At 63.5% G+C, this 21,890-nt stretch carries 23 protein-coding genes and 1 pseudogene; 10 read left to right on the top strand and 14 right to left on the bottom strand.

What is annotated here, in order from left to right; genetic code table 11:
* Nucleotides 1-3 precede the first annotated feature (3 nt).
* The 3 genes from clsB (at nt 4) to EJO71_RS20415 (ending at nt 2,987) form a co-directional block, all read left to right on the top strand.
* Nucleotides 4-1,287 (top strand): cardiolipin synthase ClsB, encoded by a 1,284-nt coding sequence (gene clsB, locus EJO71_RS20425; protein WP_125950209.1) that lies wholly within the window; start codon nt 4-6, stop codon nt 1,285-1,287.
* 18 nt (nt 1,288-1,305) lie between these two features.
* Nucleotides 1,306-2,268, top strand: coding sequence for a lysylphosphatidylglycerol synthase domain-containing protein (locus EJO71_RS20420; protein ID WP_171022559.1), 963 nt, complete (start codon nt 1,306-1,308; stop codon nt 2,266-2,268).
* A gap of 221 nt (nt 2,269-2,489) precedes the next feature.
* On the top strand, nt 2,490-2,987 hold the full coding sequence (locus tag EJO71_RS20415; protein ID WP_125950211.1) for a polyhydroxyalkanoate granule-associated phasin: 498 nt from the start codon (nt 2,490-2,492) through the stop codon (nt 2,985-2,987).
* Nucleotides 2,988-2,997: 10 nt separating this feature from the next.
* Here the strand turns inward: EJO71_RS20415 and EJO71_RS20410 are convergent, their stop codons facing one another.
* From EJO71_RS20410 to EJO71_RS20400, 3 genes are all read right to left on the bottom strand, one after another.
* Nucleotides 2,998-4,248, bottom strand: coding sequence for a metallophosphoesterase (locus EJO71_RS20410; RefSeq protein WP_125950212.1), 1,251 nt, complete (start codon nt 4,246-4,248; stop codon nt 2,998-3,000).
* A 134-nt stretch (nt 4,249-4,382) separates the two neighbouring features.
* Nucleotides 4,383-4,874, bottom strand: a complete 492-nt coding sequence (locus tag EJO71_RS20405; RefSeq protein WP_125950213.1) for a hypothetical protein — start codon at nt 4,872-4,874, stop codon at nt 4,383-4,385.
* A 124-nt stretch (nt 4,875-4,998) separates the two neighbouring features.
* Nucleotides 4,999-5,520: a hypothetical protein gene (locus EJO71_RS20400; RefSeq protein ID WP_125950214.1), complete on the bottom strand. Its 522-nt coding sequence runs from the start codon at nt 5,518-5,520 to the stop codon at nt 4,999-5,001.
* Nucleotides 5,521-5,782: 262 nt separating this feature from the next.
* Here EJO71_RS20400 and EJO71_RS20395 point away from each other — a divergent pair, with 262 nt between their 5' ends.
* Complete coding sequence (locus EJO71_RS20395) at nt 5,783-6,436, top strand: hypothetical protein (RefSeq protein ID WP_125950215.1); 654 nt, start codon at nt 5,783-5,785, stop codon at nt 6,434-6,436.
* Nucleotides 6,437-6,488: 52 nt separating this feature from the next.
* On the opposite strand, the gene EJO71_RS20390 is transcribed toward EJO71_RS20395, so the two are convergent.
* Nucleotides 6,489-7,754 carry a radical SAM protein gene (locus EJO71_RS20390; protein ID WP_164546856.1) on the bottom strand — a complete coding sequence of 422 codons (1,266 nt, stop codon included), beginning with the start codon at nt 7,752-7,754 and terminating at the stop codon, nt 6,489-6,491.
* Between the two features lie 227 nt (nt 7,755-7,981).
* Here EJO71_RS20390 and EJO71_RS20385 point away from each other — a divergent pair.
* A pseudogene (locus EJO71_RS20385) lies at nt 7,982-8,062 on the top strand (XRE family transcriptional regulator); the annotation flags it as partial.
* A gap of 575 nt (nt 8,063-8,637) precedes the next feature.
* Here the strand turns inward: EJO71_RS20385 and EJO71_RS20380 are convergent.
* The gene (locus EJO71_RS20380) at nt 8,638-10,203 is read right to left on the bottom strand and encodes a carboxylesterase family protein (RefSeq protein ID WP_125950217.1); all 1,566 of its coding nucleotides are present in this window, start codon (nt 10,201-10,203) and stop codon (nt 8,638-8,640) included.
* A 193-nt stretch (nt 10,204-10,396) separates the two neighbouring features.
* Between EJO71_RS20380 and EJO71_RS20375 the strand changes: the two genes are divergently transcribed.
* Nucleotides 10,397-11,164 carry a helix-turn-helix transcriptional regulator gene (locus EJO71_RS20375; protein WP_240651856.1) on the top strand — a complete coding sequence of 256 codons (768 nt, stop codon included), beginning with the start codon at nt 10,397-10,399 and terminating at the stop codon, nt 11,162-11,164.
* Nucleotides 11,165-11,203: 39 nt separating this feature from the next.
* Here the strand turns inward: EJO71_RS20375 and EJO71_RS20370 are convergent, their stop codons facing one another.
* The 3 genes from EJO71_RS20370 to EJO71_RS34780 form a co-directional block, all read right to left on the bottom strand.
* Nucleotides 11,204-11,446 (bottom strand): hypothetical protein, encoded by a 243-nt coding sequence (locus EJO71_RS20370; RefSeq protein ID WP_125950219.1) that lies wholly within the window; start codon nt 11,444-11,446, stop codon nt 11,204-11,206.
* Nucleotides 11,447-11,556: 110 nt separating this feature from the next.
* Nucleotides 11,557-12,189 (bottom strand): OmpA family protein, encoded by a 633-nt coding sequence (locus EJO71_RS20365; RefSeq protein WP_125950220.1) that lies wholly within the window; start codon nt 12,187-12,189, stop codon nt 11,557-11,559.
* A gap of 189 nt (nt 12,190-12,378) precedes the next feature.
* Nucleotides 12,379-12,612 (bottom strand): hypothetical protein, encoded by a 234-nt coding sequence (locus EJO71_RS34780; RefSeq protein ID WP_240651467.1) that lies wholly within the window; start codon nt 12,610-12,612, stop codon nt 12,379-12,381.
* Here EJO71_RS34780 and EJO71_RS20360 point away from each other — a divergent pair.
* A complete protein-coding gene (locus EJO71_RS20360; protein ID WP_240651464.1) occupies nt 12,518-12,829 on the top strand; it encodes a hypothetical protein in 312 nt (103 codons plus the stop codon). The two genes, EJO71_RS34780 and EJO71_RS20360, sit on opposite strands and share 95 nt — an antisense overlap.
* Nucleotides 12,830-13,299: 470 nt before the next feature.
* Here the strand turns inward: EJO71_RS20360 and EJO71_RS20355 are convergent, their stop codons facing one another.
* Nucleotides 13,300-14,322, bottom strand: coding sequence for a hypothetical protein (locus EJO71_RS20355; protein WP_125950222.1), 1,023 nt, complete (start codon nt 14,320-14,322; stop codon nt 13,300-13,302).
* A 67-nt stretch (nt 14,323-14,389) separates the two neighbouring features.
* Between EJO71_RS20355 and EJO71_RS20350 the strand changes: the two genes are divergently transcribed.
* Complete coding sequence (locus EJO71_RS20350; RefSeq protein ID WP_164546857.1) at nt 14,390-15,421, top strand: hypothetical protein; 1,032 nt, start codon at nt 14,390-14,392, stop codon at nt 15,419-15,421.
* Nucleotides 15,422-15,423: 2 nt separating this feature from the next.
* On the opposite strand, the gene EJO71_RS20345 is transcribed toward EJO71_RS20350, so the two are convergent.
* A complete protein-coding gene (locus EJO71_RS20345; protein WP_240651452.1) occupies nt 15,424-17,022 on the bottom strand; it encodes a helix-turn-helix domain-containing protein in 1,599 nt (532 codons plus the stop codon).
* 356 nt (nt 17,023-17,378) lie between these two features.
* A complete protein-coding gene (locus tag EJO71_RS34395) occupies nt 17,379-18,200 on the bottom strand; it encodes a hypothetical protein (protein ID WP_164546859.1) in 822 nt (273 codons plus the stop codon).
* A 272-nt stretch (nt 18,201-18,472) separates the two neighbouring features.
* On the opposite strand from EJO71_RS34395, the gene EJO71_RS20340 reads away from it, so the two are divergent.
* Nucleotides 18,473-18,805, top strand: a complete 333-nt coding sequence (locus tag EJO71_RS20340) for a hypothetical protein (RefSeq protein WP_125950225.1) — start codon at nt 18,473-18,475, stop codon at nt 18,803-18,805.
* Nucleotides 18,806-19,095: 290 nt separating this feature from the next.
* Here the strand turns inward: EJO71_RS20340 and EJO71_RS20335 are convergent, their stop codons facing one another.
* From EJO71_RS20335 to EJO71_RS20325, 3 genes are all read right to left on the bottom strand, one after another.
* On the bottom strand, nt 19,096-19,521 hold the full coding sequence (locus tag EJO71_RS20335) for a helix-turn-helix transcriptional regulator (RefSeq protein WP_125950226.1): 426 nt from the start codon (nt 19,519-19,521) through the stop codon (nt 19,096-19,098).
* A gap of 337 nt (nt 19,522-19,858) precedes the next feature.
* Nucleotides 19,859-20,470, bottom strand: a complete 612-nt coding sequence (locus EJO71_RS20330; RefSeq protein WP_125950227.1) for a histidine phosphatase family protein — start codon at nt 20,468-20,470, stop codon at nt 19,859-19,861.
* Nucleotides 20,471-20,518: 48 nt separating this feature from the next.
* Nucleotides 20,519-20,728, bottom strand: coding sequence for a helix-turn-helix transcriptional regulator (locus EJO71_RS20325; RefSeq protein WP_346428059.1), 210 nt, complete (start codon nt 20,726-20,728; stop codon nt 20,519-20,521).
* 111 nt (nt 20,729-20,839) lie between these two features.
* On the opposite strand from EJO71_RS20325, the gene EJO71_RS20320 reads away from it, so the two are divergent.
* A complete protein-coding gene (locus tag EJO71_RS20320; protein ID WP_125950229.1) occupies nt 20,840-21,322 on the top strand; it encodes a hypothetical protein in 483 nt (160 codons plus the stop codon).
* Nucleotides 21,323-21,890: the final 568 nt, after the last annotated feature.

Here is a 21,890-nt window from a genome sequence, read left to right as displayed (position 1 = left end):
CGCATGAACCGCGACAACCACTGGATCGGCGGCAACCGCATCGGACTGCTGGAAAACGGCGAGGAGTTCTTCCCGCGCGTGTTCGACGCCATCCGGCAGGCGCGGCGCGAGGCGATCGTCGAGACCTTCATCCTGTTCGAGGACAAGGTCGGCCTGCAGCTCCATGCCGCCATGTGCGAAGCGGCGCGGCGCGGCGTGAAGGTCGACCTGATGGTCGACGGCTTCGGCTCGCCCGACCTCTCGCGCGAATTCATCGAGGGCCTGACCTCGGCCGGCGTGAAGGTGCGGGTGTTCGACCCGGGCCGCCGCTTCATGGGGCAGCGGCTCAACGTTTTTCGCCGCATGCACCGCAAGATCGTGGTGATCGACGGCGAGCGTGCCTTCGTCGGCGGCATCAACTATTCGGCGGACCACGTGCTCGACTTCGGGCCCATGGCCAAGCAGGACTACGCGGTTGAGCTTGCCGGGCCGATCGTCGGCGAGATCCACCAGTTCGTGCTGCGATCCATCGCAATGGGGGGCCTGGGCGGCAAGGGCGCGGGCTGGTTCCGGCGCAGGCTGCGGCAGGCGCCGCAGGCCGATGAAAAGGCACAACCCGCCGGCACGGCCGATGCCATGTTCGTCACGCGCGACAACCGGCGCCACACCAACGACATAGAGCAGCAGTACCGCGCCGCGATCCGTGCCGCGCGCGAGCGCATCGTGATCGCCAACGCGTATTTCTTTCCGGGCTACCGGCTCATCAAGGAGCTGAGGCGCGCCGCGCGACGCGGCGTGGACGTGCGGCTCATCCTGCAGGGCGAGCCCGACATGCCGATCGTGAAGACCGCCGCGAGCATGCTGTATCACCACCTGCTGCACGCGGGCGTGCGCATCTACGAGTACTGCGAGCGTCCGCTGCACGGCAAGGTCGCGCTCATGGACGACCGGTGGAGCACCGTGGGCTCGAGCAACCTCGATCCGCTGAGCCTGTCGCTCAACCTCGAGGCCAACGTGGTGGTGCGCGACACGGCCTTCAACAACCTGCTGTGGGAGCGCATGGACCGGCTGATGCAGCACAGCTGCAAGCAGGTGGAGGCGGCCGACCTCGCCAGCGAATGGAGCGGCTGGCGGCTGGTGCGCAGCTTCTTCGTCTTCCACATCCTGCGCTGGTATCCGGCGTTGCTGGGCCGCCTGCCGCGCCACGTGCCGCGCCTGGCACCGGCCGAGGCCACCGATCTCGCGAGCCGGCGCGACAGGCCGCATGGAGACCCGGCCGGCGGCGCCACGCAGACGGAAGCCGCCTGAGCCGGAGGGCGCATCGCGATGAGCACCATGGCCCTTTCGCGCCACAGCTGGTGGCCCTGGGCGCGCCGCGCGGCGGTGTGGGGCTTCTTCGCGCTCATCGCGTGGCTGCTCGTGCGGCAGGCGCGCACCATCGAATGGGAAGATGTGTTCGACGCGGTCCGTGCGCTGCCCCTGATCTTCCTGCTCGCGGCGGGCGCGCTGGCGGCCTGCAGCTTCGCGCTCTACAGCACCTACGACCTGCTGGGCCGGCACCTCACGCGACACAGGCTCGGCACGGGCACGGTGATGGGCGTGACCTTCATCAGCTATGCCTTCAACCTCAACCTCGGTTCGCTGGTGGGCGGCGTGGCGTTCCGCTACCGGCTCTATTCGCGGCTGGGCCTTGCGAACGACACCATCACGCGCGTGCTCGGCTTCAGCATGCTGACCAACTGGCTCGGCTACCTGGTGGTTGCCGGCGCGGCCTTCTGCTTCTGGCCGATGACGCTGCCGCCCGACTGGAAGATCGGCAGCGAGGGCCTGCGCGTCCTCGGTGCGGTGCTGCTGATGGCGGCGCTGGCTTACCTGGTGCTGTGCGCCGTGTTGCAGGGGCGTGTGTGGCGGGTGCGGGGCCACGCGTTCAAGGTGCCGGGGCTGGCGATGGCGCTGCTGCAGCTGGCCATGTCGTGCACCAACTGGTCGCTGATGGGCGGCGTGATCTGGTTCCTGCTGCAGGGCCAGGTCGCCTATGCGCAGGTGCTCGCGGTGCTGCTGGTGGCGGCGGTGGCCGGCGTCGTCACGCACGTGCCGGCGGGGCTCGGTGTGCTCGAGGCGGTGTTCGTGGCGTTGCTCTCGCACGAAGTGCCGCAGGCGCAACTGCTCGGCGCGCTGCTGGCGTATCGCGGCCTGTACTACCTGCTGCCGCTGGCGGTGGCCGCGCTGGGCTATCTGGTGACGGAGGCGCGGGCCAGGCGGTTGCGTGTGGCGCCGCGCAAACGCTAGAAAGGTGCAGCGCAGCCGGACGAAGCCCTCGCCCGAGGCGGAAATAAGACGGCATCATTAATTTCCGCCGCATCCAACATCCGTTTCGCACGTAATTTCCACATCGGAAAACGGAACTTGATCAACAAAAATGCAGAGCCAAATTTGTTGCACCGCAACATTCGCGGCCTCCGAAGCCTATAGTGGTCTGACCTCCTTCAAGCCCAATCGCGCCTTCCCACATGTCATCTCTTACATCCGCCGCCCGTCTGACCCATCCGCTCATGCAGTGGTTCGACCTGGCGCTCAAGACCCACGAGATGCTGCTGTCGTCCGGCCTCGTGATCGGCATGCGCACCGGGCGCATGGCCCGCGCAGGGCTCGCGCCCAGCGAGGACGATCTTGCCGAGTTCCAGCTCATGGGACAGGAGAAGCTCGCGGCCGCGAGCGAATCGGGCATGGCAATGGCGAAGCAATGGCACAGCAGCCATTTCTCGCTCGCCAACCGGGTGGTGCAGCAATGGTTTCAGAGCACGACGGCTTTCTTCTCGCTCGCGGGCAGCGTCACGCCGGCGCAGGCGGCCGCGCATGGCGATGCCTTCGTGCAATCGGCCGCCGACACGGTCGATGCGGCGAGCGAACTGCCGGCAATAGCGGCGCGCATTGCGCGCCAGGGCCTGAAGCCGATCCACGCCGCGGCAACCTCCAATGCGCGCCGGCTGTCGGGGCTGGATTCCTGACCGAGATTCTTCAGTTCTTCGCGGTCACCAGCGTCAGCAGCGTGATCTCGGAAGGCGCGCCGAAGCGCTTCGGCGGGCCCCAGTAGCCGGTGCCCCGGCTCACATACACCCACATGTCGTGCAGGCGGTGCAGGCCGGCCGTGAAGGGCTGCTGCATCGGCACGAACAGGTTCCACGGGAAGAACTGGCCGCCGTGCGTGTGGCCCGACAGCTGCAGCTGATAGCCGGCCGCGGCCGCCAGCGGCGCGCTGCGCGGCTGGTGCGCGAGCAGCACGCGCGTGTGCACCAGCGGCGGTGCGTCGTGCAGCGCCAGGTGCGGATCGCTCGCGTGGGCCGCGTCGAAATGCCCGGCGGTGAAGTCGGTCACGCCGGCCAGCACCAGTGCGCTTTCGAACAGCTCTTCGTCGGTCTGCGCGCCGCGCACGTTGCGCGTCTGCAGCACCACGTGCTCGTTGAGCAGCACCTTCAGGCCCAGCCGGCGCAGTTCGTCGATCCAGGCATGCGCGCCCGCGTAGTACTCGTGGTTGCCCGTGACCACGAAGGTGCCGTGGCGCGCGCGCAGCCCGGCCAGCGGTGCGATGTGCTCGCGCAGTTCGGGCACGCTGCCGTCGACCAGGTCGCCGGTGATCGCGATGGCGTCGGCGCCGAGGCGGTTCACCGCGTCGACGATGCGCTGGATGTAGGCGCTGCGGATCGTCGGCCCCACGTGGATGTCGCTGAGTTGCGCGATGCTGAAGCCCTCGAGCGCCTGCGGCAGGCCGCGGATCGGCACGTCCACCCGCTTCACGCCCGCCGTGCGGCGCGCGTTGAGGAAACCGATCGCCGACGTGGCCGTGGCCATCGCCAGCACCGCCAGCGCGCTCCACGGGCGCAGGGCGTTCCATTGCACCTGCACGCCGCCCAGCGCGCCCGCGAGCCAGGCCAGCAGCAGGCTGGCATCACGCACCAGCGTCAGCACGAACATCGACGAGAACCAGCCCATGCTGATCAGGCCGATCCACTTCAGCACATCGCTTCGCGGGGAGCTGCGCCCGCCACGGCGCGACGAGACGAAAGGCAGCGGAATCGTGGCCGCCGACACCACCAGCGCGAGCAGCGCCAGCGGCCATGCGGGCGTGAGCACCGCCAGCGCGGGCAGCAGGCGCAGCGCGATATAGACGTGCAACAGCGCGGTCAGGGCGCTCAGGGGACGGATCGGCATCGGGGCAACGGGGTCGGGCACTGCCCGGGACATGCCATCTGCAAGGCGCATGCCGCGCATTCAAGATACCGCGAGGCGCCTCGGTCGCTATTTTTTCTATAGCGCAAGGCACCCGGATAGCAGGCCTTGTGGCTTCACCCGGCCTGCGGTTTGCGCGCCGGCCGGATGCGGTGCCGGCGCCCACTTTCGCTGTGTTACTGCACCGGGCGCGTGCCCGCCGAAGCCATGTCGGTGCCGGCGGGCCAGACGAAGGTCGCCTTGGCCGGCGCGCCCTGCGGCACGCGCAGCTCCTGCTTCAGCACCTGGCTGCCGATTCGTGCCTCGACCTGATAGTTGCCCGGGTCCAGGCGCGCGACCATGAAGGGGCCGCCCGAGACCACGTTGTCGAGCAACGCCACGCCGCTGCTGTCGCGCACCGTCACGTGCACGTTGGCCGCGAAATCGGCACCCTTGTGGTCCTTGATCGCGAATTCGAACGTCGCGGGCCAGCGCGGCGATACCGTCTCCATCAGCTGGGCCTCGTCGCTGCCGATGCCGCCGCTCATGTACTCGACACCGTGCGTCATGTAGATCGGCGGGTTCACCGCCGCCTGGGCCGACGACAGCGCGCCAAGCAGGACGGCACCGCAGAACATCGCGGCCGCCAGCGCCCGCATCGGACGCAGTGATGGAAGACGGGGGGTCATGGTCTGAATCCTTTCTTTCCTGGCGTGGCGGGAAGCCACGGTGCCACTGTGCGGGGCGCGGCTTAGGAAAAGCTGACCTGGAAAAAGAGCGGGCACGCGGTGGAGCGTGCCCGTCGCTGCCTGCTCAGCGGGCGGCGGAAGAGGTCTGCGCCAGCGTCTGTGTTTGCGGCGGCGTCACCGAGGCCATGTCGAAATTCGACGGCCACACGAACGAGGCTCGCGCCGGCACACCGGCAATCACCACCAGTGATTGCGTCAGCGTGAGACCGCCGAGCGTCACGTTCACGTCATAGGCGCCTGGATTGAGGCGCGCGAGCATGTAGGGGCCTTGCGACTGCACGTCCATCACCACCTGGCCGGTGTATTTCTGGCGCACCTCGATGGCGGCCTTGGCCGGGAAGCCGGGCTGCTGCGTGCCCTTGCCGTCGCTCACGCCGAATTCGATGGTCGCGGCCCAGCGCGGCGCCACCATTTCCATGAACGCGGCCTCGTCCTTCGCGGCGCCACCGCACATGTATTCGATGCCCTGCGCCACTTGGATGGGCGGGTTCGAGAACGCGTGGGCCGAAGTCACGGCCCCGAGGAATGCTGCGGTACCGCCCAATACCAGCGCGGCCAGCGGCCGGCGGAGACGCATAGGTTTCATTGCTGTGTGGTCCTCGATCTTGCGTGACGTGAAATCCGTTGGGGATTTTGCTTAGCAAGAGTCGGGCTAGATATAGCGTTTACGAGGAACGATCTTCGGATTGGAACTGAATGCTATTGTTTTCATAGCTGATGACGACCGTGTGACGCGGCTGCCGGCTACTTTTATTAACAAACCTCAGGGAAACCCTGATTCGGTGGGTCTGGGCACGGACTCGGCGAGGGTGGATGGCCAGGGTGCACAACGCAGATACTGCGGCTCCATGAGCACCGACGACGAACACGACGCGATGCGCGAACGCCGCGAGGCGATGACCGCGTGGGAGCGAGGCTTGCGGCCCAGGCCGGAGCGCCACCTGGCGCTGTGGCTGGCGTTGGCGGTACTCGTGGTGTTCCTGTTCTATCTGGCGGCCGAATGGTTGCTGACGCAACGCCCCGCGCACCGCCCGATCGCCACACCTCCTGTGGCAACACAGCCCTCGACAACCGCCCGCCCCTCGCCTCCTGTGGCGCCTTCGCCCTCCCAGGGAGGCGCGACCACGCCCGACACCTTCGAGGTGACGAAGTGCCTCGCGCCGTCAGGCAAGGCTGCGTATTCCGACGGGCCTTGCCCCGAAGGTTCGCGTGCCACCACCGTCCGCCTGCGGCGCGACGTGAACATCGCGGACGGAATGAGTCCGCAGGACCGCGAGGCATCGATCCGGAACAACGCGGTCATCGCTGCGCAACAGCAGCAGTACGAGCGGCAAGTGGCGCAGAACGTCGATCGCGGCATGGCCGAGTGCAGCGAACTCGCCGAGCGCATCAAGTGGCTCGATGCGCTCGGACGGCAGCCGCAGGGAACCTACTCGCAGGATTGGCTGCGCGAAGAGCGGCGGCGCACGCGGGACAGGCAGTTCAGGCTGGGGTGTCCCTAGCCACTCTGAAGTTCAGCCGGAGCCAAGCCTGGACTTTGCCGCGACAGGGTGATCAAGCCTGGGCAACGATCGAGATCACCTTTCGCCGAGCTGGGCGTCGGATGTCTCCTTCAATGCTTTCCAGCTTCAATCCCAAAGCCCGGCGCAACGTTCCGTCGAGGACGCCAAGGCCAAACTGGTATTCGTTCTCGCATGACTGGGCGAACTGCTCGCCTTCAAGATACATGCATGACCCCCCGCACAATTGAAGTACCGGGCAGTGGCTGCAGCATTCGCGATACGCCCAATGGGTGGATGTGTCGAGACGGATGTCATCCATTGCCAGGGCGGACCCGAGCCCGTGCTGCGCGTTGGCTCCGGTGTTGTGGCATGTGAGCACGTTGGAGTGCAGATCGACGGCGACGTGGTCGCTACGGTCCATCCCGCACTTCTGGCCCATCGAACTCGAGGGGGTCCCCATCAGGAGGGATTCCATGAAGCTCCTGGCTTTGTCTCTGAGGGCCGGGATCAGAAGTGCCTCGCCGGTCTCGAATGACGAGGCCACGGCGTTCTTCAGCGATCCGTATTGCTCGGGGCTCCAGACACCAGGCCCTGCAAGGGACTGGTCGTCGTGCGTGGCAACCACTCCCTCCAGCGAAGTAACGACCGACTCGTCGTTCAGTTTTTCGACAAACCAGCGGCGCAATGCGGCCGGATCGCTGTTGCCGGGAGTCAGCACCGAACTGAACCACATCCGCTCACCTGTTTTCCGCTCATTCCACAATGCTTTCAGCAGGCTGGCCCGGGGAGGGTTGTCGAAAGGATCCTCCCCGCGCAAATGCTGACCGGGGCCGTCATGGGACACGGTAATGCAGATGTCGTAGCGAGCGATGAAGTCAAGGATCTCCTGGGTCAGCAAACTCCCGTTGGTGACCATGCAGAACTCGGCGTCTGGAAATCTCCTGTCCAGCTCGGGAACAAGAATGGCGAGCTTTCTGAAGTACAGCAGGGGTTCTCCACCCCAGAACTCGATGCGCGAGGGAGGCTCCTTGAGCCATTTCTCCAGGTCCTGCAGGAACGAATGCGCGTCTGCCGTCTTGGTCATGGCCATCGAGTCGACCTGACTGGATTGATTGCAGTACGAGCAGGTGTAGTTGCATCCCAAGCCCAACTGGATCTTGAGAACGGATGGATTCGCGAGCTTTCGTCCAGGATGTCCTGGGCTGACGCGCACGGCATCTTCCCAGGCGGGATGCTCCCTGGCCTTCCGGTTCGCGAGAACCGGCGTTCCATCCATGTTGGTCAGTGAGCTCGCGTGAGGCGCGTAGCGCAGGCTCACGGACTTTCCGTCTGCATCCGAGCAGTGGAGGGTAAACATGCGAAAAGTCCGTTATCCGCTCAACGCTCGTCGGTGGTTTGGCTGCGGCGTTTGCTCTTCTTCTGCTCCGGCAGTGGGGAGAATGTTGATTTCCATCCAGAAGTGACCCAGTTGACGGTGTGATTTCCATCTAAAACTGACCCACGTAGTAACCCTAACCTGCTGCTTTTAGCGGCAGGAGCACAGGAGTGATTGACGTGGCGACACTGAGTGTCATCAGACGTTGGGCATTGCGTGAGCAACTGTCCATCCGAGATCGGGCAAGGAAGAGATTCGTTGTCTTTCGGGGACACCGCGTGTGTCGCGGCTACGCTAGCGCGTGGGGGGTCAAATGACGCGCTTCTGTACCCAGGGACTATGCGAAGAACCATGTACGACATGGCAGTCTCTGGGCCGGTCGCGCGGGTCCAGCGAGATGGACTGTGGTGATCAGAGGACCCGCCTCGACGGCAAGACCGTCAACTGCCAGAAGAAGACGACGACTTCGTGGCGGGGGAGCAACTGGAAAGCCAGGCTCTCCCGTCTGGCGCTCGACAGTCACTGCGAATCGCCGGGGTTCTTCGAGAAGCTCTAACCCATGTCGGCGGAAAGAGATGGGAGGAGCCGAAATTTGTTGCTAGCGGCAATTCCAGCATTAACCCGTAAGTCCGCAGGACTATTTGCCGGGTGACATGACAGATGAAAGGCGATGCGTTGATTTCAAAGGGATTTTCGCTTTTGAAGTCACGGGCGCGCTCGCGATGCCTTGCACAGGATCGCCTGTCCATCATCTCTTCATCCTTGAACGCAAAGTAAATCGGCCCGTCCACGCAATGCGAACTTCTCGAATCTCGATGCACACTTTTCATTGGCTTGGCCGCATTGGCCCATCACGCCAACGCACCGGCAAAACCCCGTCCTGCCTGAAACCGCTGAGAAAGCGAAAGCGCACAGCCTGCGGATTGACACCAGCCTCGACCGTCGAGCCGAAGATCTGCACGACGTCTTCCTCGCCATACGCTGGCCACGGCGGCAGTCCGGGGCCGTTGGGATCCCCGTACGTAGCGAAATTCACCCAATAGCTCATCATCGTCCGCGCCAGCGCGCGATCCGCGTCGGCCGGTGGCGTGGTGCTGCCGACCACCTGTTGCGGTGTCAGCGTGCCGAAGACGAACGGGATCTCGGTGACGTGCGAGGCGACCGGCGTATAGGGCGACGTGTAGCTGAACAGGTAGCCGTACACGGGCGCGCGGCTGCTTGCTCGATGCAGTCGAAGCCACTGCCAGCACTGCTCGCCGACCACTTGGTCGCCCGTAAGCGCGGCGGCGGAAGTCTTTGCCTGCGCGTCGGTGTCGGCCGGGTAGGCCTTCAGGAAATCCGCCATGCGCTCGCTGCCGAACATTTCCTCGGCCGCGGCACGAAAGGCTCGGACCGATCGATCGGGGAGCGACTGCGAAAGGAAAGGGAATTCCTCCGTGGCGTTCCAACCGGCCAGCAAGGGGATGTGCATCTGCTGCCCGCGCAGGAAACGCGCAGCAGGCGCGTCGGGCACCACGTGACGGTCGATGCCGGGCGAGAACGCCGCCACGACGGGGCTGGACTGGAAGCTCCAGGGCGCGGCCGCGTTCAACTGCTCGGCCGGCATGGCGCGCAAGGCCGTGATGGACGCGTTGCCCTGTTGACGGGCAAAGGCGAGGCCTCGTGCCCGGGCTTCTTCGAAACCCTGGAGCGGCCCGTGTCTGCCGTCCCAGAAGGCGCCGCTTTCGCCGATGGCCTTGTGGAACAGCCCGTGGCTGAGCGGCGAAGCCATCAGGATGCCGACGGCCATGGCGCCGGCGGATTCGCCGAACAAGGTGACGTTGTCGGGATCGCCGCCGAAGCCGGCGATGTTGGCCTTGACCCAGCACAGCGCCGCCAGCTGGTCCTGCAGGCCGTGGTTGCCCGACGGGGCTTCCAGGTCGAGATCGGGATGGGCGAGAAATCCGAAGATGCCGAGTCGGTAGTTGAAGCTGACAACCACGACACCCTTGGCCGCCAGCAGGCCTCCGTCGGTGGCGGGATTGGCCGATGAGCCGAATTGAAAGCCGCCGCCGTGGATCCACACCATCACCGGCCTCTTCTCGTCAGCCTGCTTCGCGGCGGTCCAGACATTGAGATAGAGGCAATCCTCGCTGCGTGGCCCCGGCCGATGATCGTTCTCGAGGGCCGAAAGGCACCCTGCGCCAAATTCCAGTGCATCGCGCACGCCGCTCCAGGGCGTCGGCGGCTGGGGCGCGCGCCAGCGCAGCGCCCCGACTGGTGGAGCGGCGTACGGCATGCCCTTGAACGCCAGCACACCGTTCGCATCCCGCTGGCGGCCGCGGACGTGACCGGACCGGGTGCGAACTTGCGGCCCCAGTTCGGCGGCTTTCGAGGTCATGAAGGCGTGCATGGCCGTACTCCTTGTCTTGCGGGCACCCGACCGGTACCCGCAATGGGCGCGAGCGACATGCTCCGGTCTGCCCGTTCGTCGATCGGAAATTTATCGACTCCCCTCTCGAATTAATTTGGATATCCCGTCAATCGATCGCTAAAAATAGGCAGTCATGCGGCAGTCTCTTCGCTACCCGTGGCCGGACCTCGACGTGGACGATGTCTCCGCGCCGGTGATTGCCGTGCGCGTCGATGTCGTCGGGACCAGGTCGGAGGTGCCCGATCATTCGCATCGCAAGGGGCAACTCGTCTTCGCGCTGGGAGGGGGCGTCACGTGTCGCGTCCCCAGCGGCCTTTGGATGGTGCCGCCTCATTGCGGGGTCTGGGTTCCGGGAGGCATGCCGCACAGCAACCTCGCCACAGCGAATGCCCGGCTCTTCTTCGTCTACATCGAGCCGGAGGTCGTCAGCCTGCCGGATCGATGCTGCACGCTTGCGATCTCACCGTTGCTGCGCGAGCTGATCGTCGAGTTGTCCGATCAGGCCGCTGATGATGACGGCGACGAAGGGAGAGAGGACCTCCTGACGAAGGTCCTGCTGCGCGAACTGCCCCGGATGGCCGTGCAGCACCTGCACCTGCCGCTCTCGACCGAGCCACGGCTGAAGCGGATCGCGTCAGCGCTGGCGGAAGACCCATCCGATCGCAGCACGCTGGCCGAATGGGCCAGCCGCGTCGCCCTCAGCGAGAGCAGCCTGGCACGTCTGGTCGTGAAGGAAACAGGGCTGACCTTCGGCCGCTGGCGTCAGCAATTGCACTTGGTCGTCGCAATACGGGAACTGGCCTCCGGCGCAAGCGTGCAGCAGGTTTCGGGCGATCTCGGCTATGAGTCGGTGACGGCCTTCATCACGATGTTCAAGAAGGCGCTGGGAAAGCCGCCGGCCAAGTATCTCGACAGCATCACGCAGGATGCCAGGTCCTGACCGATCGAAGGGACCTGGCCCTGGAGTCGCAAGCTGACTTCAGGATTTCCTGGCGTGCCGCTTGGCGTGGTGGTGACGAGCCTTGTGCTTGTTCACCTTGGCAGAGGTGCTGGGCGCCATCATTGCCGTCTTGTCCGCGGGCTGCGCCTGCAGCTGCTGCGCGTGATTCAGTACCGCCGCTGCACGAGCCGGGTCGGTGCTTACGCGGATGCCGCTGTCGGGTTGCGCAAATGCGCTGCCCATGCCCAGTGAAACGGTCAGAGCAAGAAGAAGGCTTTTCATGTGAGCTCCATTCGGAGTGAGTGAGGGGAGGGTTCCGACTCCCGCAACGGATGGCGTGCGGGCCGTGTTGACAGGAGCGCATTGCCGAATGCGCTCCCTCGGTCTGGGGACTACTGCGAAACCGGCTTCAGATAGATCTCGACCCGGCGATTCTGTGTGCGCCCATCTTCCGTGGCGTTGCTTGCCACCGGCTGCGTCTGGCCTCGTCCTTCGGTCGTGAGACGCGCACTCTTCACGCCATGGTCGACCAGATAGGTCCCCACGCTTTGTGCGCGTCGCTGCGACAGCGTCATGTTGTGCTCCGGATTGCCGGTGCCGTCGGTGTGGCCGACCACCCGTGCATTGATGTTGGGCTCTTGCGAGATCGTCTGGGCCACACCGTCGAGCACGGTGCGAAACGACGGCTTGATGGTGGCGCTGTCGGTGTCGAAGGTCACTTGGCTCGGGATGTTGAGCTTCAGCGAGCCGTCGGGCTGATCGACGATCTGCGTGCCGGTGTCCGCGGTCTGGCTGCTGAGCTTGTTGCGGATGTTGGTCCAGTTGTAGCCGACACCCGCGCCTACTGCCGCACCGACCGCGGCGCCGATGGCGGTGCTCTTCTTGTCGCGACCGATGAGGTTGCCCACACCGGCACCGACCGCTGCGCCGGCACCGGTGCCGACGGCCGTATGGGTTGCCTGCTCGGATGCGCAGCCGGCAGCAAGTGCTGCGACGATGGCGAGTGAGATCAGCTTGGCTTTCATGGTCTTTCCCTTTTTCAATCAATGGCCTGGATTGCGATTGACGACTCCGGCGGGTTGCCGGGCCTGAGTGCAATCTGAGGGAGACAACTCATGCATGCGAGCTCCCGCCGACAGCCGGGACCGCGTGGAGGCCATCGAAGCGAACTTGCTCTTTGCGAATGTGAAATAGGTCTCGCGCGGTACGGCTCGTCACACATCGAGCGACTGTTTGGTCAACCGGGCTACGGAGTTGACGTTGGCGACAACATGCACGTGTTTCCGTGCGGTTTCCTGAGGTGCAATCTTGAAAAAAACACTGTTCCTGCTGGCCGCCAGTTCCGCATTTGCGATTTCTGCCTTTGCACAGCAGCCGCCTGCTGCAGCAGCAGCAAGCAGTCCGGCCGCCGCGGCCCCGGCTGCTCCAGCGACTACGCCCGCACCCAAGCCTGCTCCTGCAGCCCCCGCAGCCAAGCCCGCCGCGGCGCCTGCTGCATCCGCCCCGGCTTCATCGGTCCCTGCAGCAGGGCAAGTGTGGGTGAATGGAAAGGTCTATCACTGCGCCAACGACAAGTACTTCGGCAAGACGAAGCGCGGCTCGTACATGTCCGAAGCCGATGCGAAGGCCAAGGGCGCGCACGCCGCACACGGCAAGGCGTGCTGAGTGCTGGCGACGATCTAGAAATGATCGTCTGAAGCGAGCGGTAAGTGCGGATCGGAACGCGCGAGGTTTCGAGCGTTCCGATCGGATGAAGATCGTCGCCCACGATCTTCATCCTGCGCGGCTGACGGGTGCCAACATATGTGAAATCAGACCCGTTGATTTATAAGGGGGTTTTCATTTTCTGTGGCACAGCGGAGGCTTGTTTGTGCCACGGAAAATGAAAGGATCGGATTTTTGTGACACAGAAAATGAAATGAATTTTTCGCATTCTTTTGTGCTCAATTTCTGAGCATCGACGCCTGCAAATGCGGCGTCGATGCGCACCCTCTAAAAGCGCGGAAAAGCGAAGAGCGTGATGGCACCCACGATGACGATGGCTGACCCCATCAGTCGCCTGAGTCGACGGGTGGTCACCCCTTCCCATCTAAAGGCACCACTCCCCTTTGTGAAGTCGGCCTCCAAAAAGATTTTCATGACTCGACTCCTTCGCGATGCAGAAGCTCTCTGAAGTACTGGAAGGTCTTTGAATACTCTTGCGTTGCAACAATGCGGGCCCATTCCTTGGTCTCCTTAGCAACGGCAGACTCCGGAATCACATAGTCGTCCGGGTGCCACGAGATGTGGCGCGGATTGCGCCCAATGACTGTGGCGGGCAAGGCCTCACCGTTGATCAGAAGGTCATAGTCTGCGGGCGCAAGGTGCCTGCCGTTGACGTAGATGCCGAGGTGGTACGCAAAATAGACTACGAGCTTGATGTGCTCTCGGCACGGCTGGTATGACCAGCGCCCCTCGTCCCAGGCTTCGAATGTCTGGAGGGTTTCTCCACCTGGCAGCGCCTTGCTGCGAGTCAGCATCGGTAGAAAGTGCGGTTGCCGGCTCCAGTCGTGACTGTCGTCGACCATTTCAAGATCGGCGCCTTGCTTGATGAACAACGTCAACTCTGTCTCGGTGCAGGAATGCTTGGCCTCGACCAGCTTCTCTGCTGCAACCTCCATCGACTTGTACCAACAATGCGGCGTGGGTCGGAAGACCTGATCTCCCTTGCCAGCCAGCCAGTCATATTCGACATAGAAGCGCTCTGCAACGCTGCGCAGCACAGGAGACGATAGCTTGAGCTGCAGCGACTCCACCGAAGCCAGATCCGCGAGCGTAATGCCGAGATCGGATAGCGCTTCCACCGCCGCAGGGAAAGACAGGTCGTGCTCTTTGATCAGGATGCCGAAGCGCTCTGCGACCCCTCGCAGCGCCGCGGCCCCGCTGTCGCGCCCCTGCGTGGCCATGGCAACGCCATCAAGAATGGCCCCAGCCACCCCGGCAATGGAGCCACCCAGGTATGCGGCTTGCGCCTCTAGGAACGCCCGCGTCTCCGGACGAACGACGACAGGAAAACGACCAGGGTTTGCGGATGCCGGCTGCTTCAGCGAAGCGTCCGTCGCCGCGCCTACCAACCGGTAGAGAATTTCTTGCAGGGAGGGAACAAAGCGGGTTGCCATATGAGCGATTCATTTTGATTCATGCGAATCTAGGTGAATCAAATTGAATCGTCAAGCGTTTTTCGCCTTGCCGCACGACTTCGCATTCGGTCGTCTGCGTGCCGGTGACACACTTCATTGGGTACACGCCCGACATATGCAAGCAGCAAATAGCACGCCCGACATAGCCTCCGATCTGACTTTGGCCAAGGTCTTGATCAAGGGCTCAGAGGAACAGCACGCGCACTACGCCTCCTGGGATGCGCCATACCTGGGTACACCGGCCATCGTCGTCTTGGCAGTCAGCGCCAGAGCGCCTTCCACGGATGCGCCCGGTCCGACACCGCCCGCGCAGCGAGAACCCTTGCATTTCATCCTGGTCGAGCGGCGCCTCAGCTTCACGCGGGCGGAAAACGGCGAGGTTGAACAAGCCCGTATCGAGCTGCGGTATGCCCGCATCGGGGGATGGGAGGCGGACTCTCGCAGTGAAGCCAAGGGCTCGATGAGTGCCGGATACTCCCGTCGCCTGAACACCGTTAGTCTGGCCAAGGACAAAGTCGACGGCACGACCGGGGCCGTCTTTCTGACCATGCAGGGCGGCATCCCCCGAGGGGTGCGCATCGGCACCTACCTGATGAACGAAATTGTTGTCTGGGCCAAACATTGGCCCGACGCCAAAGTGCAGCATATTGCGCTCGTGCCGGGTCAGGCTGTGGACGACGATGACCGGCAAACCCGCAATGCGTTCTGGAGGAAGTTCGGACTGACGCTTCATTTTGACGACGCCGACGAGCGTGGCGGCCACTCCCTCCCGATGAAGGCAAGCGAACTCACCCCGTGCAGAACCTGGACGGCCAACATTGCAGTCATCCCGCTGCTGAAGTTTGCGGCGCAACAGCAAGCGGCATGGAACATTGAGCGGCAGCGCAACGACCGGCTGAACAACCATGCGCAAGCTTCTGAAGCTGAACGTCAGGCGCAACGCCGCCACCCGTTTCTCTGGGCCTGGAAGGTCTTCTATCAAACGCGGATCGAGCCTTTCCTGGGGAGATTCTTCGCACTGGCGTTGCTGGCAGGTCTGACGTACGGACTCGGAAGATCGCTCTCGTGGTGGGGTTGATTTCAAGGCGAAGCCAACGGCGCGGCATCGATCAAGCAGGTGCGCGACACCACGCTCGCTGCGCGCCAGGCATCGATCTCGCAGCGCCTGTAAAAGTATTGCCGGACCCCGTTCAGGGTCGGTCCGCAAACGGGCACAAGCGTGCAGTCCCGCATCCAGGCGCGTGGGCCTTGCTTGCAGCCGCGGGCGATCTCGGCCAGCGCGACGTACGTGCTGCGAAACCGCGCGATGTCATCCGCGTGGACGCGCCGGGCGCTGCGCGTTTTTCTAGAACCTTCTTTCGCTGCTTTGCACCGGCGATCTACAGAATCAACGTGTGATTGCAGGAGGCCTGTGCGCACCAGCCCATAGACCACCTGTTGCTTGAGCCCGAGCATGCGTGCCGCTTCGTCCACCGACATCGTCTGCAGAGCGGGCCGCCTCATGGCCGTGACGAACGCCCTTACGGCGTTCACATCGAGCATCAGGACCCCCAGCGCCGAAGCGCCGGCTTCAATATGACTTGCGACAAGTTCACCCCGGCAAACGGCCTGCACCAGCGTGCAGAACTCGAACGCGCTCAGGTGCCAGTCGCGCGCGGCCTTGCGCAAAGACGCCGCCTGTGTCGGGTCCGGGATGCCTGCGTGCATTTGTTGGTGCGCAGGCCGCCACGCCGCCAGCGTGGCTCGCGTAATTTTCCACCGCATGCCCGCCTGATGGGAAGGCGCAGCGCCCGCTCGCCCTCGTGCTGAGTCTTGGTGAGGCGTTCCGTGCGCACGTCGATCGTGTTCAGAGGGTGCATGACGGTGCTGCTCGTCCTCGAGAAGCTGTCGTACCCGCTCGGCTGGCAATGCGAGTATCCGCGTCGCCTCGTCCAAGCAGACTAGGGCTGCCGCGTGAGATGCGAGTGGCCCGATCATCTCGATATGAATGGTGCGGAATCGCCGACCTTTCGGGGACAGGGTTTCATGCGCGACGACCAGGCCCTGCTGCACGAAGTGCTTCGTCGTCGCCACGTCGGTTTGCGACAGCACAGCGGCTTTGCCCACGCTCGTGCGCGGGTGAGACTGGATCGTGGATTGCTGGAGCGAGCGATTTCGTTTGCACAGCAGTCCCCGCCAGTGGTCGTGGAGGTATGTCTCGAACGCATCACGCAGGAACTGGAAACACGGCGATGGCAGCCGACGGTACAGCACCGCGTAGATCGGACCGAATGCACGTGAAAGACTGGCGGTGTTGTCTTGCATGGCCGCGGCGTCGCGCAGCAGCGCGTACAGCCCGAGGGGCCAGTCATCCAGGATCCGTGCTGCTGCTTGCGCGTATTTCGTCGCCACGGCCAGGTCATCCAGGCGCGCTGCCTGGCCCGCCCTGGCCGGTCGCGCCGAGCTGGCGAACGCGCCGAGGTAACGCACGAGCTTGAACCATTGCGCCGCCGTCCCGAAGGACGGGCGCGATGCATTGCCTGTCGGACCACCCGCGCCACCATCGGATGCAAGGTCCAGCTCAAAAACCGACGCCATCATGAATGCTGTTAGGTCGACCAGGCCGGCAGCTGCGACCGGTTGCTCGCCCGCATCCAGTTGCGCACCGCAGCGGCAGCGCAGGATGTCCTCACGCTCCATGCGCTGTGGAGCACCGCAGGCTTGGCAGCGGTCTCTCAAGAAGCAGGAATGCTGGGGACAGACACAGCACAGCTTGAGCCGCCATTCACCCCGGATGTAGCCCTGCTCCCTCAGGCACGCGGGGCACCAGCGCATCCTGACTTGCAAGAAATCTTCTCGACTCAGCCCGTAGAGCCGGTTCTTCGCAAGCCAGCAGGCTGGCACGTCGCTGGAGCCCAGAGTATTCGAGAGAGTCGAACTGCTGTTGTGGGAGGCCGAGGCTTGATCGACGTCCAATCGCATTTGCAACGCATGCACGTCTGTGCCCGAGCCGTCGCCGGCCGCGCGCAGCGCGCGCCAGAGGCGCCGTGGAGGCGCTAGCGCGTTGGCTGCCGATACACGTACGAGGTAGGCGTATTCTGATTCGCCTCGGTGACGTAGTGGTCGAACCAGCAATAGGCCGCGCTGCAGTCCGGACGCTGGCACGTTGTCTCGAAGGTGGAGGAAGTCCAACGCGGTACCCCGTGATAGTCGAGAAGTTCGCACATATGTTTAGGTCGTAGCCCGTCTGGCAAAGGAAGCTCCCTGACCAGCCTGCGAAAAGTCCCGCGGTGCAGATGCGGCGCATGGAGCATGCGCATGAATTCGACCAGGCTGCTTGGCTGCGACACGGGGAGCGACTGGGCAACTTCCTCAGCTATCGCCGACCACGCGCGGCTCAGGTTTTCGCGCGCATGCGCGCCGTCGGCGTGCATCAATCGGGGATTGAAGTAAAGCGCCTGGCCGGGGCGCACCGGTGATTCGCATGCGAGCAGCGTGCGCGCGATGCTCTCGCGCAAGAGGTTCAGGCATGCTGACATCGGCGCCGCTGCCAGCGCGTCTTGCACACGTGCAAGACCCTCGTCCTTCAAGCCGAAGACCAGCCAACCTGCGCGGTAGCGGAAGTTCCACAGCAGTAGTCGCCTGGTCAAGCGGTCGCGCTGCTCGTCGTCGTACGTCAGCCACCGTGCCTCCCACCAGCCCGGCGCTTCCCGCGCCGCCTTGCCGCGCTCGACCCGCCAACGGCTCTTGAAGAAATTGCCGATGCGCGGTTTCGGGGTAAGGCGGCGCAGTTCTTCGCGCATCGCATGGCCGAACACCAGCGCATCCATGATGTCTTCGACAAGATACGACGCATCGCTTGACGGCTTGCCGTGCATGACTGGCTTTGAACGACGCAGCTGCACCGCAGCTGCGCAAACCTGCGCAATGCGCAGCTGCGCCGGGCTCCGAGAACCTGCGTCAACCTCGAGGTCCTGAAGCGGCTGGCCACCGCAGCGGCCGCGGCACTGGGCGGCCTGCGGTGTGTTTGGGGATCGAACGCCTTGTGCTGCAGTGCCAGGCTGTAAATCCCCTTCAACGTGGAGAGCCGAGGCTCCAGACGCACAACCTCGTCCGTCAGCACGGAAAATCCAATGCCTGAGCGACGCAGGTGCGATTCGATGTGGTCGAGGCGCTCACGCCTTGGTGCCTCCTTGAGGCCATCGGCGTGCATGACCTCCACCAGAATCTTTTCTCCGCTGCGCAAAAGCAGCTCGAAGGCCGGCGTGTAGCGCCGCAGGCGCGCGCCGTGCGGGTAATTCAGGGTGCGGGGTTGTTCCTGGTAACTGGCAATGAGCGGCGATGTTTCGAACAGGTAGATCGCATCGAGCTCGAGCAGGCCTCTGTGATGGACCATCCGTGCGTTCTTGCGGCTTGGAAACTTGCCGCGCACGATGCCGCCGGACGGGCTGATCCGCCCGCTTCGGGTGGGCATGCTGACTGAGAAAGCGTGGGCCGCGTGCTGGCCGCTCGCTGGGGTACCGGGCATGGGTGCTCCTGGGTGCGCAGGGCCTGCAAAGCCCTGCGTACCAATGGCGTTGTCGATAGGTCTGTTTTTGGGCATGGCTGCGCCCAAGCCGGTCAGGGACCGGTCAAAAACAGGTAGTCAGAGGGGATGTCTTCGACTTGACGCTGGAAGGGGCACTGCCAGATACTGCGGGTGCGAACCGGTGCGTGTCTCTGTGCGATGCGTTCCCTAGAAAGCGGATCAGGCCGAAAGGCTTGGTCCGTTTTTTATTGCATGGTCGCCTCCTCGGATTGGCGGCGGCGCAGCCGCCGGGCGGGCCTGTCGGATTTCTCGGGCAGCTGATCGCTCTTGTTCAGCGCGATGAGGAGCGCCTGCACGGCAGCAGGGCCAAGGCGGGGGAGCTTGTCGCGTAGCGTGTCGACCAGAATGAACAGGTCCTGCGGCGCGTCTGCCGCGATCTCCAGCTTTCGGCCTGAGGCCTTGAAGGCCCAATGAAGCTGCGCTTGTTCCGCCTGTGACAACCGGAGCGTGCTCACCAGTCGTTCGATGAAGATGGACGGTGGCGGGCCCTTGTGTCCGTTTTCCAGGGCCGAGATGTAGCTCTGGTCGCAGCCGATCAGGCCGGCCAACTCGCTCTGTTTCATCTGGCGGCGCGTTCTCAGCGCTTGGAGGTGAGAGGAAAACGGACTCATGACTGTGCGAGGTTGAGCTCAAGTTATGCACGCGCAGAGTAATCTGTCAGACCGTGATCCGCAACAAAAAAATCGCAAAAAGTCATTTGTTTTCAATGACTTAGGAAGCGTTATGCCTCATTTTGAATCGACAAAATTGGGCATTTTGAGACTTCAAAACTGCAAGTATGTTTTCTGAATCTGATCGATGCCGCGCGGGGTGCTGACTTCATTTCTCGAATGCGACGAGCGGCCGTTGCAATGCGGACTGGGAAGAGGCCTGGCGCGAGGCTTCCAAGCTTGATCGACGGCTCTACCCTGGTGGTCTGTTCCGGCTCCTCGGCGCGACATATCCACTTCAGGAGGTCAGCGTGCGCCAGACCCCGCATTCCCCTGTCATTTCGAGTATCTCGCCATTCCCAATCGGGTTGCGCGCATTGAAGGACCAGAAGTTTTCCATGATCTGCTTGGCCGTCCATTGCGGATACGACAACAACATACGCGCCGCCTGCATGAACTGGCCGTGGCTGAAGGCGTACACCAGCGACTGGGGCGCCGATGCCCGGAGCAATTTCATCGTCTGATCGACACGGCCGAGCAAGCTCTCAAAGCTCTCGGCCCCAGGCCCGTCGCGATACGTCGGATCGGCCGTCTTCCAAAAGGCCTCGATCTGCGGCACGCGCTCGCTGCGCAGCGTGCCATTCCATCGCGAGGGTTCCAGATAAGTGAACTCTTCCATGGGCAGGACGTGCACCGGCACGTCCGCAAAGCGCGCGATCGTCGGTTCGGCCGTCAAGCGTGTGCGCAGGAAGCTCGAAGTCACGATCAGGTCTGGGCGAGCGTGCCAGCGGGCCGCGATGCCGGCGGCTTGCGCGCGCCCCAGCGCTGTCAGCGCCATCGTCGAATGGTCCTCGGCCGCAACGCCGGCGTTTCCCGTGCTCTCGCCATGGCGAACGAAGATGACTTTCAACCGGTTTCCCCCTGCCCCTTGGGCTTGGCCGCAGGCAAATGCGGTGGCCTAGATTCCTGCGTCAGCGATCAGGTCAGCAAGGGGCAGGCCCAGCGCATTGGCAACCTGCACAAGCTTCATCACGCTGGGGTTCTGAAGGCCGCGCTCAATGGAGCTCATGTACGCACGCTCGACGCTGCTGTCTTCCGCCAATCCTTCCTGAGACAGTCCGCGGGCCTTGCGAGCCCTGCGGATGGCTGCCCCCAGTGCGACGAGCACGGGGTCGCCAGCGTAGGAAGGGGATGGGGTCGGCATACCCCCAAATCGTTTCGCAAAGTATACGATCGGACTACGTCAGATAGGACACAAACAGGTTTGGAGATTGCGACAATGCTTCGTGTCGAAGACAGCTTCGAATTGAGGGATTCTGTGTTGCGCGCCCGCGCGCCGCAATTTCGGCAGTACCACGTGGTCGAACAGGTGTTCGAGCGCCCGCTGTGGATCGCCCGGGTGCTCCCCATGCGCGAACTCAAGCCCGGGGGCGACGCACCCCGATGGAGCCGCTACATATCGTCCAGCACGCGCGGCTTGCTCGGCATCGCGACCAATCCAGACTGGGAGCGCGTGCAGGTGCATGTGGTGCTGCCGGACTTCATGTGTTCGCACGGTGCCATGAAGCTGGCGCGTTGCATCACAATCTGGGAGGCTATGTCCACGGCAGCTCCTGTGCGAAGCACTTGGGTTTTTGATACCGACTGCGGTGCATTCACGGACCCGGAGTTCGGTCTGGATCTGCGCGCCGTGCGCCGGGACGCGCTTTGCTGGAGAGATTGCGAAGACGACTGGGACGAAAACGGCGGCCTCAAATTGTGACTCCAATTGCAAGCTCACACGACACGATGGCTGCTGCGCGACTTTGCGCCGGAGAGTGCGAGGTCTGTTTGCCTCAGTCAAGCCTATGGCGCCTCATCCTCGGCAAGTGACGCAATGCCTATCGATGCGCTCACCCGTTCGATTGATACCGAACTGGCGTCGCTGGCGGGCGCCTGTCGTCTCCGCGAGCGGCTGCCGCGGCCCTTGTGAAGGCCACCTATTGATGCAACTATCTAGGAATAGTTGCGACTTGTTGGCAGGCGCTGGCCAAACGACAAAGAGAACCCAAATTGAAACTCGCGTGAAAGAGAAAGATGCTCATACTTCAGCTTCGCAACGAAGAAGTGATCCAAGTGCAACTAGCTACTGGAGTGACTTTTTATGGAGGTGTCGTGATGGAAGGGAACGAGCGCTTCTTTGAAGGTCTTGTATCGGAGGAAACTTGGCGCGATGTAAAGCCGGTTCTGATTGAAAACAACTTCTGGCACGAGATTAGGACCGTAGACTCGATTTAAGCCCTCGACGATTCCATCCTGAAGACAGGGATCTGCCACTGAAGCTCGGGATG

Origin of the sequence: Variovorax sp. 679 (genome assembly GCF_003952185.1) — a bacterium.
GTDB lineage: Bacteria > Pseudomonadota > Gammaproteobacteria > Burkholderiales > Burkholderiaceae_C > Variovorax.
The sequence above is the reverse complement of the archived record's forward strand: the minus strand, read 5'-3'. Positions and strand labels throughout refer to the sequence as shown.